The organism is Armatimonadota bacterium (genome assembly GCA_036504095.1).
GTDB lineage: Bacteria > Armatimonadota > DTGP01 > JAKQQT01 > JAKQQT01 > DASXUL01.
On sequence record DASXVS010000048.1, the window covers coordinates 17,665 to 33,873 of the forward strand.

General features: G+C 61.3%; 11 protein-coding genes, 1 tRNA gene and 1 riboswitch. Of the genes, 4 read left to right on the forward strand and 8 right to left on the reverse strand.

The window, feature by feature from the left end:
- Nucleotides 1–29: 29 nt before the first annotated feature.
- Nucleotides 30–2,348: a glycoside hydrolase family 38 C-terminal domain-containing protein gene (locus tag VGM51_11460; GenBank protein HEY3413654.1), complete on the forward strand. Its 2,319-nt coding sequence runs from the start codon at nt 30–32 to the stop codon at nt 2,346–2,348.
- Between the two features lie 69 nt (nt 2,349–2,417).
- Entirely contained in the window at nt 2,418–3,191 is a 774-nt protein-coding gene (locus tag VGM51_11465; GenBank protein ID HEY3413655.1) for a DUF72 domain-containing protein, read from the forward strand.
- Nucleotides 3,192–3,395: 204 nt separating this feature from the next.
- Here the strand turns inward: VGM51_11465 and VGM51_11470 are convergent, their stop codons facing one another.
- The 7 genes from VGM51_11470 to VGM51_11500 all read right to left on the reverse strand — a co-directional run bounded on the left by VGM51_11470 (nt 3,396) and on the right by VGM51_11500 (nt 11,031).
- Entirely contained in the window at nt 3,396–3,623 is a 228-nt protein-coding gene (locus VGM51_11470) for a hypothetical protein (protein HEY3413656.1), read from the reverse strand.
- 33 nt (nt 3,624–3,656) lie between these two features.
- The gene (locus tag VGM51_11475; protein ID HEY3413657.1) at nt 3,657–4,991 is read right to left on the reverse strand and encodes an Nramp family divalent metal transporter; all 1,335 of its coding nucleotides are present in this window, start codon (nt 4,989–4,991) and stop codon (nt 3,657–3,659) included.
- Between the two features lie 425 nt (nt 4,992–5,416).
- A riboswitch (M-box (ykoK) riboswitch) is annotated at nt 5,417–5,593 on the reverse strand.
- 97 nt (nt 5,594–5,690) lie between these two features.
- Nucleotides 5,691–6,266: a hypothetical protein gene (locus VGM51_11480; protein ID HEY3413658.1), complete on the reverse strand. Its 576-nt coding sequence runs from the start codon at nt 6,264–6,266 to the stop codon at nt 5,691–5,693.
- A gap of 1 nt (nt 6,267) precedes the next feature.
- Nucleotides 6,268–7,800 (reverse strand): type II and III secretion system protein, encoded by a 1,533-nt coding sequence (locus VGM51_11485; GenBank protein ID HEY3413659.1) that lies wholly within the window; start codon nt 7,798–7,800, stop codon nt 6,268–6,270.
- A 40-nt stretch (nt 7,801–7,840) separates the two neighbouring features.
- On the reverse strand, nt 7,841–9,382 hold the full coding sequence (locus tag VGM51_11490; GenBank protein HEY3413660.1) for a hypothetical protein: 1,542 nt from the start codon (nt 9,380–9,382) through the stop codon (nt 7,841–7,843).
- A 317-nt stretch (nt 9,383–9,699) separates the two neighbouring features.
- Nucleotides 9,700–10,227 (reverse strand): hypothetical protein, encoded by a 528-nt coding sequence (locus VGM51_11495; GenBank protein ID HEY3413661.1) that lies wholly within the window; start codon nt 10,225–10,227, stop codon nt 9,700–9,702.
- Nucleotides 10,228–10,473: 246 nt separating this feature from the next.
- Nucleotides 10,474–11,031, reverse strand: coding sequence for a hypothetical protein (locus VGM51_11500; protein ID HEY3413662.1), 558 nt, complete (start codon nt 11,029–11,031; stop codon nt 10,474–10,476).
- 496 nt (nt 11,032–11,527) lie between these two features.
- Between VGM51_11500 and VGM51_11505 the strand changes: the two genes are divergently transcribed.
- Both VGM51_11505 and VGM51_11510 read left to right on the forward strand, forming a co-directional pair.
- Nucleotides 11,528–11,603 (forward strand) — tRNA-Lys (locus tag VGM51_11505).
- A gap of 533 nt (nt 11,604–12,136) precedes the next feature.
- The gene (locus tag VGM51_11510) at nt 12,137–13,735 is read left to right on the forward strand and encodes a DHA2 family efflux MFS transporter permease subunit (GenBank protein HEY3413663.1); all 1,599 of its coding nucleotides are present in this window, start codon (nt 12,137–12,139) and stop codon (nt 13,733–13,735) included.
- 43 nt (nt 13,736–13,778) lie between these two features.
- On the opposite strand, the gene VGM51_11515 is transcribed toward VGM51_11510, so the two are convergent.
- The gene (locus VGM51_11515; protein HEY3413664.1) at nt 13,779–16,019 is read right to left on the reverse strand and encodes a hypothetical protein; all 2,241 of its coding nucleotides are present in this window, start codon (nt 16,017–16,019) and stop codon (nt 13,779–13,781) included.
- Nucleotides 16,020–16,209 lie beyond the last annotated feature (190 nt).

Here is a 16,209-nt window from a genome sequence, read left to right on the forward strand (position 1 = left end):
AACCTATATATACCCATTGGGAGGCTGTCGTGGCGAAGACCGTGCTACTGGTTCCGCACAACCATTTCGATCCCACCTGGCGCCGCTGTTTCGACCGCCTTGCCGTGTACAATGGCGTCACCGTCCGCGGGTATACCGAGGTCGAAGACCAGATATGCTCGGCCTGGCTCGCGATGGCCCCCGCCGGCTACACGTTCACGGAAGGGCAGACATCCGTCTGGCGCGCCTATCTCAAGCGGCGCCCCGAAACCGCCGAGACCCTGCGCCGGCTCACGAAATCCGGCCAGCTCTGCTGTGTGCTTGCCGGCGAAACGGTGCAGGACACCAACCTGCCGGCAGCCGAAGGCCTCGTGCGAAACTTCCTGGCGGCGGCGCCGTTCTACCGCGATTTCTGCGACGACGATCACCAGGGACTTAGAATGGCCTGGCTGGAAGACGCCTTTGGTACGACACCCAACTACCCGCAGATATTGCGAGGCGTTGGAGCGGAAATCGCCTGCATGACCTCTTACCGACAGTGTCCCGAAGATATCTGGGTAGGCATCGACGGAACGAGGATCCGGTGTTACGACCAACTCCCCGTTCACGGTCACATCGGCTGCGTGGGTGCGCAGCCCCCTTGTAAAGCGTGCCGTGGCGTCGGGTGCGCAGCCTGTCTTCATACCGGGATGGTGATCGAAAACACAATCGATTTGGTGGAGGCGCGGCAGACGCTCCAGTCCGCCCTCGATGCGATAGGCGACCTGGCGGTGGTGACCATCGGAGGCGAGGAGACGATGCCCCACCCCGGTATCCCGGCTCTCGTCGATGAGCTGAATCGGGCAAACTCGACGCGCGGCGCCATTCGCTTCGCAACGGTTGCGGACGTCGCAGATGCACACGCTATACGGTTGTCGGCGGCGATGGCGACCCGGGATGATACACCTACGCCGGAATTGAACCCGGCGATGCCGGGCACGTACGTCAGCCGAATCGCCAACAAGCAGCGTACGCGAAACGTGTCCTATCTGCTCGTCGCGGCGGAGAACGCGATAGCCAACGCCGCATGGGCCACTGGAAGCCCCGTGGAACAGCCCGCGGATATCGCGGAAGCGTGGCGGCTGGCCGCATTCAACCAGTTTCACGACGCCATTACGGGAACGCACATCGACAGCGCCAATGTGGAACTGATCGAGATGCTTGACCGCGCCGAGGGCATCGCTCGAAAACACCTCCCGACCACAGCGGACGCCAATCCCGCCGGCGAAGTCTTTCGGCCCCTCGCCGGAGACGCCGCCACACTACGGCTGGGAAACCTCGATGTGACGGTGGACAAGACAGGAATCGTTTCTGTTTCTTGCGACGGGAAGGACGTGTTCGGCTCGTTGCCCTATGTGCGGCGGCGCCGCGATTTCCGCATCGCCGAACTCGTTCTCGAATCCGATTACGGTGACGCCTGGGGCCAGCGAATCCCGTCGTTCGTGTTTGGCGGCGAGAATTTCGGCCAGGTTCAACTCGGTGACTACAACGACTCGGTGGAAATCGCCGAAGGGGCCATCAGGTGGCGCGGTACTTACACCGGTGGAGACCCACACGTGGCGAAACTGTCCTGGACAGTAACCGTACGGGCGTCCGCCGATGGGCGCCGCCTGGATTTCACCACCGAAGTGGACTGGGATACGCGAAGCAAGCGGCTGAGGGTCGTCATCCCGGTCGCTTCTCACGAAGACTCCGCCACCTGGGAAACTGCCTTCGGGTTTATCGACCGGCGTTACGATGAGAGCCAACTCGACTACAGTCAGTGGCACGGCAATACCCTCGATTACCCGGCCCTGCACTGGGTACGTCGTTCCGTGGACGCAGGTTCCGGAGTGGCGGTGCTCAATCGGGGTCTGCCGTGCCATCGCTGGATGCCCGGGCGCCTCGATATCAGCGTCCTCCGTTCGCCTGAATGGGAGTTCTGCGCCGTCGAACCATGCCACTACGAGTTCTGGGACATCGACGGGCAGCGGGACACCGGGTTTCACCGTTTGGAGTACTCCATCTGGCCCTACACACAGCCGTTGAGCGCCGGGGACCTCACGCGCGCCGGTTACGGGCACAACGCGCCGCACTGTAGCCCGCCGCCGTTCAAGATCACCGGAGATGTTGCGGTGACGGCCTGGAAGCCGGCGGAAGATGGTTCCGGATGGATCCTTCGAGTCCACGAGGCGGGCGGTGGCGAAACCGAGCTGTCCCTTGGTTTCGCCGAACCCCGCACCGTAACGCGGACGGACCTCTTGGAGCGGCCCCAGGAAACCGGCGTGAAGGCCGCGCGATACTCGGCCCGGCTGGGCAAGCATCAAATACTGACACTGCATATCAGGTAGGCAGCCGGCGCGGCGCGGGCGGAGCGGTGCTATACCGTGCATATGAGCAATCGATGGCGATTCGGGTGTATGGGATTCTCGTACACGGAGTGGGTGGGCCCGTTTTACCGGCCCGGCACGCCGCCTGGCGGAATGCTGCGCCAGTATGCTAAGTGTTTTGGCACCGTTGAACTGGACACCACGTTCTACGCGCCACCGCGTGAATCCGCCGTTGCCAAGTGGATGAACGATACCCCACCCGGTTTCACATTCGCGGCGAAAGCCTGGCAGCGGATCACACACGAAAAGCGATTCGTGGACGTTCAGGCCGATCTCGATACCTTCTTGCGCAGCGTCGCGCCCCTCGAACCGAAGCTGGGTCCTTTGCTGGTACAATGCCCTCCCGACATGACCGTGGAAAACCTGCCGGCCTTTTCGGATTTCCTCGGATCGCTTCCCGTCGGGTTCCGATGGGCCGTGGAGTTCCGCCACCGATCCTGGTTCACGCCCGGTGTTCTGGAACTGCTCCAGGCGCGTAACATTTGCCTTGTGGGAGCGGATCTGTACTACATGCCCAAATCCCTTGTCCGGACGGCTGACTATGCTTACATCCGCCTGCTTGGCAACCGCAAGAAGGTAACGAGTATCGGGAAGGTGGTGCAGGACCGCACGGAGGATGTGCACGGGTGGGCGCGGGATCTTTCGGAAACCGTCCCGGACCCGGATGAGGGCTGGGTCTTCGCAAACAACCACTACAGCGGTTTCAGCCCGGACACCATCGGGTTGCTGATGCACGATCTGGGGCTGGAGAAGCCTTTGTACCCGGTGAACGAGCCGCCGGAGCAGCCCTCGCTATTCGGATGAGGAAACGAGGAAATGAGGTAACAGGGAAATGAGCTAACGGGGAAATGAGGATACGGAGAAATTGCGATCCCGGAACTCGGAACTCGAATCTAGGAACCCGGAACTAGGAACTCGGAACTCGGAACTGGAAACGCGGAACCCAAAAACCGGAAAAGCGGTAGCGGTTGTGAGAATCGCTACCGCAATCCGTGTTTGGTTTTCATCTTAGTGAATGGCGGCTGCGTGCGCGGTCGCGAGACCGAAGACGTGGTACGCTACGAGGAGCAGCATCACAACCAGGTAGCCCTGAAGGGCGAACAGAGAGTACTTGACACTGGGAGTCATCGGCATCGGGCCGAGGTCCTCCGTATTGCGCTTCACTTCGGGCGTGTCGTCCAGCGGGTGGACAACCGTCCAGGTAGCATGGTTCTTGGTGTTCATCAAGGTAGCCATTGGCGTGTACCCCTCTTTCTGTGATTTTCCGGCCTATCCGGTCGGAAATAGTTGCGGCGCGATAACCTGCGCCGCCAGGATCATAGATAGTCCGAACAGAACGATGATGATCGTCCAGTTCACCCAGTTGTTCCAGGGCTTATTGACGTAATCGTCGCCCATAACATCCCTGTCATTCAGCAGGAGTTGCAGGAAGATAATGGCGCTTGGCAACAGGATGCCCGCCAGAACCTGCACGCTCAGTACTATCAACTGCAACGGTGCGCGTGGAATCAGCACCAGGCCGCCCGCCACCGCGATGCTGGCCACGTAAAGGCCATAGAATTTGGGCGCCTGTCGGAAGCCCATTTGCAGGCTGTGCGGCCAGCCCTTCACCTCGCCGTATGCCCACGAACTCGCCAGCGAGATCGCCGTGCTGCCCAGCACGGCAGCGTTTACCATCAGCAACAGGATCGCATTCTTGGCGAAACGGCCGTAAAGCGGGCCAATCGCCACCGCCATTTGCGCCGGATCCGTAAACGGAACGTTGCTCTGTTTTGCCGCGTTGCCGGCCAGCAGCATACATCCGGCTACCGCGATCACGATGAACGCGCCCACCAGCGTGTCCAGTCGCGCATAGCCCAACTGCGCAACCCGCAGCCTCTTGTCCGCTACGCAGCTCTGCTGAAAGAAGAGCTGCCACGGCGCGATCGTCGTGCCCACGATGGCGATCACCAGGAACATGAACCCGCCCGTGATGCCGGCTGCCGGTATGCTGGGCGTGAACGTGGCATCAAGGACCGCGCCAAACGACGGTTTCCAGACAAACGCCAGAGCCACCCACAGCAGATCCAGCATACAGAGGAACACCGTTACGCGTTCCCAGCGCCTGTAACTGCCGGTGAGCACCAGGGCCATCAAGGCCCCCGCCGCCAGCGGCACGCCCAGATAAGGCGACATTCCCAGCGCCCGCGCCGCCATTGCGATACACGCGAACTCCGTCACCAGCGTCAAAAAGTTTACCAGCAGCAGGTCGTACAGCGAGAAGATGCCCCACCGCTTGCCGAAACGGCGGAAAATCATCGCGGCATGGCCCTCGCCGGTGACGATCCCCAACCGCACAACCATTTCCTGCACGAAATAGGTTACGGGCAGCAGAAGCAGAATCAGCCAGAGCAGCTTCAGGCCGTACTGAGCGCCTGCCTGCACGTACGTTGACACCGCGCCCGCGTCGTTATCGGAGGCCATCACAATGATTCCGGGCCCCGCGACGACGGCGAAGGTGAACATCCGCCGTTGCCAGGGAGTGCGCGCCACGCGACCCGACGGTCCGTTGGCGGCCTCCGCGGTTGCGGCGCCGATTTTCGCGATGTCCTGCTTCACTGCCATTCCCTGCTCCGTGCCGTCTCCATTGACGGTCGTTCGTTCGGGTTGCCCGCCCGCGGCCCGTACAGGGCGAAACGGTCGGGACGGATGTCGAGTGAAGAGGTTAAGGGGACTTGCCAAGCCTGCCGCAATTACGCCGCAGGGTGGAGAGCCGTGCCTCACCCCTCGCATCACCATCGATTGCTCGTGGCGATAGCGAGGGTAACACGGTCTCCCGGAGGGGGAGGGTCAGGTTACGCGCTTACGCCACGTCTGGTTGTAGAAGGCCTCCGTAACTAGGAGGCTCTCCTCTGCCTGTGCCCATATACGCTTTCTTCCGCGTGGCATTGAACGATGGAGTGGGGCCAAAAACCAATAGCCCACTCCCCTGTGAGGAATGGGCGACACGTCACTTTGACGTAGCACGACAGAATACCGTCGTGATTTCCCGGTTTCCCCACTCGTTCAAGCTTCAGCACCGCGGACCGTGAGAGAACTAGTCTCAGCCACGTTAGGCAAACCCTTAATCCGGGAGTGCCTGCTACACCCATCGGGCAGCGTCTTTGGACGCTACGCCGGGCAGTGGCTTGTGTGTCTCGCGGGAGCCTCGCCAGTCGAGGACCCGTGGTTTGCCGGCGAACCAGCTTACCTCTACTATGTTATCCCATGCTCAACCCCTCTGTCAATCACTTTTTGGGCGAGTGGTGTGTCCGGGTCCCCGGACTACGCCCCATTGAATTCGAAGGCCAGCCAATCGCCCTGGAGCCAGCTCGGCTTCGTTGCCTGGCGGGTGACCCTGACCGTCACCCGGCCGAGCGTCCGGCCCGGATCCAATGAGCCGAGGGATATCGGTCTGAGGGAAGGGAGAGAAACGAAGCCGTACGTGTAGAACGGCGTAGTGGCGCCGCTGGCGATGAACTCGATCTTGTAGAGCACCTTGCTCCCGTCGGACGGCGGACACGAGTTGCCCCCGAGGCCGCCGCACCGCCACGCCGTGGCATACAGGTACAGATTGTGTTTCAGCGTAAAAGTGTTCACCACTGTCTTCAACTTGCCGTCGCACGGGGGTGGCACAAAGGCGAGGGCACGACATGACGTAATCAGTGCACCGCACCCCTCCAGCCCCACGTACGGCTCGATGGTAAGAAAGACGGGGACCGACTGACCCCCGGCGTCCCGTCCGCGCGTGGTATTCGGGCGTTTCGGCTGCCCGGCCGCGAAGGAATCCGACCCCGATATGCCCAGTGCGGCCAGCAGAGCGAACGCCACTATGGCGCGACACAATCCGGTTACAGACATCTCATTTCTCCTTCGCCTTGTCGGGATCGACGAAGACTTCGGTTCCGTCCAGGATGTGCGGCGTGATGACGATGACAACCTCTGTGCGTGATTTCGCTGTCTTCCCGTGGCGGAACAACTGCCCCAGGAGCGGTATATCACCCAGTATTGGCAGCTTGCTTTCGGTGTGATCCGCCGTTTCATTGACAAGGCCGCCGATCACGATGCTTTGCCCGTCCTTCACACGCATCGTGGTGGATGCGCGGCGCATGGTAATCTCCGGCAGGCCGTTGGGCCCCTTCCCGGTGACGTCCCGGACCTCGGGTTCCACGCGAACCGATATCTCGCCCTCGGCCTTCAGCACCCGTGGAGTGATGCGGAGCAAAATGCCCGACGTTATCTGCTCGATCGTTGCGTATTGGTACGCCGTTGACCCCGTCAGGATGGCGTAGTAGGTCTCCTTGCCGACCTCCATCTCCGCCGTCTGCCCTTCAACGGTGGCCACGCGGGGGTTTGCGCGGAGTTGCGCCCGGCCCTTGGTGATGAGGGCCTTTAGAGAGACCATCTCGGTCTTGGCGACGTTGGAATACAGGAGGGATGCCCCCGTCCCAAGCAGGTCCTGCTGCAGCCAGTGCGTCGCCCAGTCGATTCCGAACTCCTTCAAGGCATCGTCGGATACCTCGATGACCTGGGCTTCGAGCATGACCTGTGCGGGCTCAATGTCCACCTTGGCGATCTCCGACTTGATACGGTCCATCATCGACGGCGGCGCGGTGATAACGAGACGATAACGCTGTGGACCGGAGGATGACGAGCCGCCTATCCCGCCGGAGCGGGTCTGGATCCCCGGCGGGGTGCCCATACGCGTGCTCGAGCGACTCTGCGACGAATCAATGGGTTGCTGCGGCGCATCGCCTTCGGCGGCGAGGTATTTGCCGTAGGAGTTCGACAACATGCCGATCACGACATTGGGCGCCATGTACTTCAAGTCCACGATGTCGTTGCGTGTGAGCAGGTTGTAGTTGGGATTGGAAGGATCCGGCAGCCCCACCAGGTAATAGTCATCGACCTTGGCGAAAGCGAAGCCGCCGGCCTGCAACAGGATGTTCAGCGCCTTCTCGAGCGGCACGCTCTTCAGGTCCGCCGTGACCGTTCCCTGAACGGTGCTGTCCGCTATGATGGTCACACCGGCGGCCTGGGACACGTCTGAAAGGGCCTGGACGAGATCGGTCGCTGCGAAAACGTTGGTGATGGTCCCGTCAGGCTTGGGCGCGGGCGCGGGTGTCGGAGGCGGAGCAACGGGGGGCGCAGTCACCGGGGCGGTAGGTTGGGCCTCTGTCCCCGATCCGCTCGCCGGCGTTGCGACCGGCGGGGTTGGCTCCGGCGGCGCGGCGACCGGCTTAGGCGTGCTCTTGGGTTTCGCCTTTGGCGCGGCCTTGGCCGACTTCGCAGGGGTCTTTGGCCCCGCCTTCGGCGCCTGGGCGAAACCGGGCGACCCGAAAGCGAACAGGCAGGTCAGAACGGCAAGTTGCAGCAGCCTCGGTGAGTTTCTCATACGTTCCTGTCAGTATCTCGGAGAGTCCGGTATGGGTTTATTAGCCCCTCTTCACGGCGGGCCGCTTTGCCGGAGCGGGCGCGGGCTTCCCCTTGATTTGTTCCATAATAGAGACGATCCGCCGTCCGCTCCTTACCTCCACCTTTATCGGAAGCGTCTGCCGCACGGACTTGCTCCCCCCGTACGCCATCTCGGCATTCAATGAGTAGGCGCCGGATTTCACCGCGCTGAAGTCGATGACACCGGAAAACTGCGGACTTGAAAGTGGCAGGATCGTCTTCGACGGCGCCTCCAGTTTTATCCTGGCGACCGGATCGCCCATGACCGGGTTCACCGATGCAGTTGCAGTCGCATCGAAGTGAGTGTTTCCTGTATTAGCGAACTGGGCCACGACAGCATAAGCGTCCGCTCCCTGACCTGTCAGATTCATCTTCACCGGCGCCGCGTTGGGAACGGCCTCAACCTTCGGGTTTGTGACGATGACCTGCGCCTGGGAATCGCCAGCGCTCTGTCCGTTAGGATAAGTGGCGTGAATAATTACGTTCGCATAGTAGTTTGCCCGTTCAGGAGCCGTCTCGGGGTAGACCACCCCCAACCGGACGGTCTGGCTGCCGCCGCCTCTAATCGCAAAAGCCTGGGGTGTCTGCACAACCCAGGCGGCACAGGAATAGCTGGCGCCGGTGATCTGGCCGTCGGTTGCACTGTTCAGTTCGGGGGGTGCAACGGTCTCGCATGTCACCTGCACTGCTTCCTGGCTCGGGTTTTGCACCACCAAAGTGCCTGACCTGCGGCTCCCTGGCGTGGCTTCGATAATGACAGAAGCCGGTTTCACATTCAGGCTCGCGTCTGTAGCCACAGACGCCACAGCTGGATCGCCAGCGTAGTCGATCTCCTGGTCAATCCTTCCACTCGGCCGGTTATCAACGTACAGGCGTCCACTGATCTTATAGTGGCCAGCCGGGAGCGCACGCTTGATATCTGCGGTTGGGCTAAGCACAACACCGGGGAACATTCCGCGTTCCGCAACGTCAGCCTGGGTTATCCTTCGCCATGCACCGCCAGTCAGGTAGTAGATCTCCACCATCCCACGAACGCGAACGAAAGTCTCTCCTTGATTCTCGATGTTCAGCGCGACCGCTGTCGAAGCCTGCTTGGTCGCCGACCGCGGAACCAGCTTCATCCCGGCACCAGTGAGGGTAATCCTTTGCTGCACCGGTGGACCCTGCACAGTCACCATAACAAGTGGCAGCAACGTGAATTCCACGTTTATGGCCAAACGGCCTGCGCCAGGTGTACGCTGCGTTACGGCAATTCCAGCGTAGTAGTATCCCCTTGCCTTTTGAGGGATTTTGATCGTGACACTGACGGTCTTGGTTTCCAACGGTGCTAAGTCGACCGAATCGGCGCTGAGCGTGAACCAGTCGAAACAGGAGCGGGCGGCCACTTTCCCGTTGTTTTGCTGCAGGTCCTTTGGCGCCAGTTGGGTAGGACCCCCACCTTCATCCTGGCCGACTCTTGTGGCGTTCAATGTGATCCTGGTGTTCGCATCTGCCCTCGCGCTTCGCAATTCGAGGCGTTTCACCACGGTGCTTCCCGGGCGGCCAGTGACTGAGAGTAGCATGGGCTGTGCGCTGAACCCCTGGGCGCAGACCGCATGCTGAGTAAGAGCCACAGCTGGGAGCACGAGCAGGCTCTGGACTAAAACCGCGCGTGTGCATGGTAGTGGGATGTGCTTCATGGGACCTATACCTCCAAAGCTGCATTGGTTTGAGCGCAGCGGCGGGGAAGAGATCGAAGCCTCTTCCCCGCCACCTCGGGTCTTGCCGTCTCTACAATCTATCCAGTGGCAGAGATTGCACGAGAGTCAAGGGTTAGCAGTTGTGCCTGCTGCGAGTCACGTTACGGGTTAGTGGCCGCCGTAATCTTCATCGTACCGACGTAGCTGCCCGTAGCTGTAGCGGTAGTGATTCCATTCACCGTAAGCGTCATTGGCACAAGGATTTTCTTGTTATTGTCGGTAGGATTGGTCGTGATGAGGGTTTGCAGTGGCGGGGCCACAGGGGCGCCGTCGAATTGCATTAGCCAACTGCCGGGCAACGCGGTCGCGCCGGAGCCCAAGTCTAGGTCGAACTTAATGGTCGAAGGGCCATTGTCGACCCATGCGACGTTCACTGTGTCGCTACCACTGCCGCCGTTGCCATCGACGGTGATGCTGAATCCGGCCTTGTTGTTTGCTAGATTCGCGCCGTAAATGGTTGTGTCCCAACCGGTGTTGTAGGAGGCGTCGACGGCGAATGCGGCAAAGACGTACGGGCTGACGGTCAAGTTGACCGGCACAGTGGTGTTGCTGGTCGCGGCATTGTTGGATGCAAACGCGGCGGTGCCGAGGGCGAGGACGCCGGCGGCGATGAAAATTCCGAGTTTCATTTGGAACTCAATCTCCATGCCATCCATTCTAAAGGATGGCGGGTCGGTTGCCGAAAGGCAACATGGTTGTGTTCGCGGTTGTCCTGTGGTTAGTGGCCCGGACTTCCGCATTCCGCTGTTCTGCGCCAGGGTTTCTTCAGCCCTGGCGCCGGGCGTTTTTGGCAGCGGCTCCCGTCCGTTGCCATATCGCATTTGGTCCGGCTGCCCCCGGACCCGGGCGGAACGGCCCTTGCCGTTTCCATGCTCCTACCATTTAGGAATGGTTGGGTCGTTCCCGGTTATGTCGGTCTGGACCATCGTGATGCTCAGCGTTGCGCCGTAATTCCCGGCGGGAACCGACATCGTGACGCCAGATACTCTCACAGTGACCGGCACCAGCACCTGCTTCGTCGGTCTTCTTCCGTTCGGATTGCGCGTCAACACCAGCGGATCGGGCGACGTGACGATCTTGCCGCCGGCCTCCATCGTCCAGATACCGGGAAGGCTTCCCTGATCCAGTACCAGGACCACGCGGGACGGCACGTTGGCAGCCCACGCGAGGTTGACGGTGTCTTCCGCACCGCCGCCGTGTCCGTCCACTTCGAGGTTGAAACCGGCCTTGTTGTCTTCAACCAGCGCGCCATACACCGCCCTGTCCCACCCGATGTTGTAGCTTGCGTCCTCGGCGAAGGTGGCGAAGACGTAGGGCTGGCCGATCGGTGGATCGGGCGGCACTCTGGTGTTGCCCGTCGTTCCGTAAGACTGTGCGAAGGCGTGTGTGCCCAGAACGAGTGCGCCGATAGCTAGAGTGGTTCCCAGTTTCATCGCGGGTTCGTGTCGTTCTTTCGGGTCTCGAGAGCGCCGGTCTGGTCGCGGCCGGCGCAGGCTTTGAGGACTGCGGCGGACATTGAGTGATCAGGTTGGTCCGGATTCCCCCGGGCCTGGGTGGGAGGGTTTGCAAGCGGGTACGCTTCGTCTCCCGGTCTGCTGCTGGAGCGGGCTTATGGTCCCCTGCTTCCGCTCCTACACCTCAATTGTATCAGGGTTTAGGTGTAATCCGCTACTACCCAAAAGTGTAGTTTATTACCTACCCGTTCGGGTAGGTTTTGGGGGAGTTCGGCCCCAATCTGGGTGGATGACACACGAGGCGCCCCCCAACGGGTGAGGGCTCACCCGGGGGGACATACTTGGTGGCGGCGTGGCAGGACCGGCGTCCAGTCGGCCGGGCACGGGTCTTGCCGCGGTGGGCGCGACGGGGCGGCAGGGCGGGTTTCGCACGCTTGACGGGGGTCCGGCCAGTGGTTATAATGAGGAAGGTTCCGCACCCGTAGCTCAGTTGGTAGAGCAGTTGACTCTTAATCAATTGGTCCGGGGTTCGAGTCCCCGCGGGTGTACCACTCCTGGTGCTGGTTCTAACCAGATGAGTTACCGGAAAACGGTGGCGGCATGTAATACGTGACCTCCACCGTTTTCTTGTCAGTCTGTTCCACGCTCTTCACGGCTTGGCCGGCAATTTCCCGCTTTCCAACGGCTGTCGAGGATTCCAGCCATTCCAGACGTCAGGCGGGGGGGGCAACTGTATCATCAACCCCTGCGGCCGGACGCTGACCTTGCTCCAGAAGCGATGCTAAGCTACTGTTTCCGCCTACACCTGCGTGACCTCCCCTTCCACCCAGGCACGCAGCCACAGGACGACCACAATTGCGAATCGGTATCAGCTATCTCTGGACGCCGGTTGGTATCCGGAAAACCCAGCCGTTGACCGTCGTTCCCCCAGGTTGGGTGCTTACGGACATAGAATGACTCAACCGGCATCATGCAACCTGACGCGCTATGGATGGGTGCTTCAGGGTGCAGGCCAAACACCAAATAGTAGGCGCCATTCCGCTCGGTGGCCTGCCGCCCGAACGTGCAGGCGCATGTGCCTGAGATGAACCAATCTCCAACAAGGGAAATCGCGGTCCCGTCCGAAGGCGAGCGTGCACCGGCAAACCGATGGATCATCGCGCTGGCAGTTACCGTTGGCACCCTGATGGGCGCCATTGATACCAGTATCGTCAACGTCGCGCTCCCCCACATCCAGAGTACCTTGGGCGTCACCATCAACGAGGTCACGTGGATTTCGACCGCCTACCTGATCTCTCTGGTCATCATCATGCCGTTGACGGCGTGGCTCGCCAGCCTGTTCGGCCGCAAGCGCGTGTACATGGCGTGCCTCATCCTGTTCCTGGTTGCGTCGTTCTTTTGCGGCAACGCGACGACGTTCGGGATGCTGGTTATCTTCCGTGGCATTCAGGGGATCGGCGCCGGGGCTCTTCAGCCGACCGAGCAGGCCATCCTGCGCGAGACGTTCCCCGTGGAGGAGCAGGGGCTGGCGATGGCGCTGTACGGCCTCGCCGTCATGATCGGGCCGGCGATTGGCCCCAGCCTCGGCGGATTGCTCACCGACAACTATTCCTGGCGATGGATCTTCTTCATCAATATCCCGATCGGGCTGATCGGGCTGCTGATGGTATGGCATTTTGTGCACGATCCACGATACCTGAAGCGGCAGCCGCTGCGGATCGATTATGCGGGCGTCGGGTTGCTGGCGGTTGGGTTGGCCACGCTGCAGACGCTGCTCGAACAGGGGCAGACCAACGATTGGTTTTACTCCACCTTCATCGTCGTGCTGACGATTGTGGCTGCGTGCAGCCTTGGCGCGTTCGTCTGGTGGGAACTCCGGATATCCGAGCCGGCGGTGGACCTGCGCCTCCTGAAGAACCTTCCGTTCGCGTCCGGCACTTTCATCGGCGGCGTACTGGGCCTGAGCCTCTTCTCGGGCATATTCCTGCTGCCGCTGTATATGCAAACGCTGCTCGGGTTTACCCCTCTGCAATCGGGCCTCGCGCTGATGCCGCGCACGCTCGCGATGATGGCGATGATGCCGATCATAGGTTTGGCGTTCAACCGACTGGGTACCTGGAAAATGGTGACAGGCGGACTGACGATCGCGGCATATGCGGTCTGGATGATGGCACACTTCACCGACCGGACAGACCTGACGCAGCTCATCATCCCGCAACTGATACAGGGCGTCGGTTTCAGCATGATCTTCGTAGCTCTCTCCACATCGGCGCTTTCCAACGTGCCGCGGGAGCGTATGACCAATGCGACCGGCCTGTACAACCTCATCCGGCAATTGGGAGGCAGCTTCGGGATCGCCATATTCGCGACGCTGCTGGAGAAGCACACAACCGCGATGCATACCCACTTGGCGGAGTATGCGAACGCCTATAACCCGGCGTTTACTCAACGAATGGTTGGCCTGCAGGGCTACTACAGAAGCCTCGGGAATGACGCGGTAACCGCGCAAGCGCGAGCGCTCGCAACCATCAATGGGATCGTTTGGAAGCAGGCAGCGGTGATGGCGTTCGAATACACGTTTCGCCTCAGCTTCGTGCTTCTGGTGATGTGCATCCCGCTCGTTTTTCTGCTGAAAGACCGCGTGGTGAAACGGCGCGCCCTGGGCGAGCCCGTGGAGGAGTAACGCGGCATTCCGACGCCAGGGCCGATACGAAGAGGCCTGCCCCCTACGCGCCCGAGATCTGGAACATGTGCGTCTCGCACGCGGGCAGATGGAAGATCGCGCGCTCCGCGCTGGCCATATTCACCACCGTCAGATCAACGTCACGATTCCACGGGTTGCGGATCGTGACAACGCCGCCTTCCCAGTCCTCGTCGAGTATCTCGACGGACTCGATGACGTAGAGCTTCTCATTGAGGGGGTCTACGAACAGTGTACCCCAGTCGCGCAGCCAATCCTCCACCAGGATGATCCAGCCCGCGCACCACGAATGCGCCAGCGGCAGGACCATACCCTTCGGGTGAGTCCAGTCAGTGTGGAACAACTGTTCCGGCACCATCCCGCGCCGCGCATTGAAATCTCCGTCCCCACGTGCCACGAACTGCCGGAAGCAGAATACATGATCGCGGGCGCGGGCGAAATAGAAATCGTCGCCCGAGAGGCGCCAGAGACGCAGCAGCGCGGGGATGCAAATGTAGCCGTAGTTGTGGAGGTGCTGATTGCACGGCGACGCGATGTCCGCTCCCTTGCTCCGGAAGTCGTATCGTCCCAACAGCGTCTCTTGCGGAAAGGTGGCGTTGTACGACATCCGGAACGAGAGGGCATAATCGGCCGCCTGGCAAGCGAGGCGAAGCCAGGAGTCGTCCGTCGTCTCTTCGTACAGGCCCATCATCGCGATGAGCGCGTTATATCCGTCCTCCGACGTCACACCGTAGGGGACGTCCTCCGGCGCACCGGCGAGATGCTTCGTTCGGATCATCTGCGCATAGTAGATCCCGGCGCGCGAGGCCGCCGCGAGGTAATCGGCCGCGTGCGCGAAGGGGCTGCCGAACGCGTTGCGGTAGCGCGCCGCCAACAGCAGCGCCGGTATCCACATCAGCCCGCCCGCGCCGTTCCATTCCTCCACCACGCCCGTTTCCAGGTTATAATACGTCCCGAACGATCCATCCTCGCGCTGAATCTTCACCGCGTAGTCGAGGTTAGTGCGAACGGCATTCTCCCAACGCGTCAATCGATCCCCGATGGCCCAGCCTTCGGGATCGGTCAAGGCTTTGAGGAGGAACCAGGTTGCTTCACTGATGGTGCGGCTCTGCGCCACCGGGGGCAATGTATCATCGTCTACCCAGCCACCCGTCCATCCCGCATCTTCGGTCCACTGAGGGTAGAACATTCCTGCCGGAGCGATGCCCTCGCCGGCGATTTCGTCGATGACGTCCAACCCCGCGTTCACTTGCTGTGCGGACCCGGTGAGAGCGCCGTGGTGCGCCAGCGCATACGCGTAGGGAAGGCCGCTGACCCAGGCGACGTGCATATGCTTTCGATCCCACTGTCGCAACCCGGGACGAAAATACCGGTCGAACCCCGCGGTTTCGTATAGCGCGGAATTGGCCGGGTCATAGTGCCAGTTCAGCAGTCCGTCCGCGGCGAGTTCTGAAGCCTCGGCTCCCGGCATCCACGGATTCAGGCACTGCGGGTCGTCCACGTAGGTGTCCCGGAGGAGCGAGCGACTCCCAGCAGCGCCCGCATACACCTCGAACGAGAAGCAAACCGTTTCGCCGGGCGCTATCCGGAACAGCGGCGCTTCCGCCGCATCGCCTTCCAGGTGGAACGGGGCGTATCGAAGTGGTTCCTCGCGATAGGGAAAATGCACCGAAAGCGCCGCCGCTGTTGCGTCCGCGGAGAATCCGATTCCCGACGCGCCATGGCTGAACCGGTCCGACGTCACTAACGCGGCAGACAGCCCTTCGGCCCGCAGCATCACCAACGGCGTCATCGTGCGGTCGGTCCGGAACTTCCAGGTCGGCGAAGAGGCACGGTCTTCCGGTTCAAATTCGGCCGACCATCGGGGGTAGCTGCCGCGCCCGCGCGGGCGATTCTCGCCGTAGAAGATGCCGGGCACGAACGGCTCGGCGTTCTGAATATGAACTGACCATTCGGCATCGAAACCGGTTTCAATCGCGGCATCGCCAACGTACATCGCCTGCACGCTCCACGCGGCGCGGGGGGACCTTTCGCCAACAACGGAGATTTCGGCGGTAACCTTCCAGCGATCGTCGACCACCCCGGTCAGAAGCATCGCCCCCTCATCCACCTCGACGCGGGTCCAGAACACGGTCCCACCGTCGCGGTCTGTCAGGCGAAAGCCGTCCGCCACAGTGTCTCCCGCCATCTCCATCGAAAAGAGGAAACCATGCGTGCCGGGGCGAACGCTGAGCCGAGTGTGTACATCCAGATACAGTTCAAACATGGTGTCAGCCGGCGATGTGCTTTCCCGCAGATTCGGGAGAGGAAATCTGCTCCGCGAAGCGTGATACTTTATTGTTGACCGCGAGGGCGCGCGGCGTCCAACCGCGGAACTACGCTGTCGCTTTCCCGAATGAGCAACACATCTGCGCAGCCATTGAAAGATTGCTACGGAAATGTGCATACTTCGCACG

Excerpts from the sequence above, each read along its gene's own strand:
- VGM51_11465 (HEY3413655.1), top strand. The coding sequence starts at position 2,418 with ATGGGATTCTCGTACACGGAGTGGGTGGGCCCGTTTTACCGGCCCGGC.
- VGM51_11470 (HEY3413656.1), bottom strand. The coding sequence starts at position 3,623 with ATGGCTACCTTGATGAACACCAAGAACCATGCTACCTGGACGGTTGTC.
- VGM51_11475 (HEY3413657.1), bottom strand. The coding sequence starts at position 4,991 with ATGGCAGTGAAGCAGGACATCGCGAAAATCGGCGCCGCAACCGCGGAG.
- VGM51_11480 (HEY3413658.1), bottom strand. The coding sequence starts at position 6,266 with ATGTCTGTAACCGGATTGTGTCGCGCCATAGTGGCGTTCGCTCTGCTG.
- VGM51_11485 (HEY3413659.1), bottom strand. The coding sequence starts at position 7,800 with ATGAGAAACTCACCGAGGCTGCTGCAACTTGCCGTTCTGACCTGCCTG.
- VGM51_11495 (HEY3413661.1), bottom strand. The coding sequence starts at position 10,227 with ATGAAACTCGGAATTTTCATCGCCGCCGGCGTCCTCGCCCTCGGCACC.
- VGM51_11500 (HEY3413662.1), bottom strand. The coding sequence starts at position 11,031 with ATGAAACTGGGAACCACTCTAGCTATCGGCGCACTCGTTCTGGGCACA.
- VGM51_11510 (HEY3413663.1), top strand. The coding sequence starts at position 12,137 with ATGAACCAATCTCCAACAAGGGAAATCGCGGTCCCGTCCGAAGGCGAG.
- VGM51_11515 (HEY3413664.1), bottom strand. The coding sequence starts at position 16,019 with ATGTTTGAACTGTATCTGGATGTACACACTCGGCTCAGCGTTCGCCCC.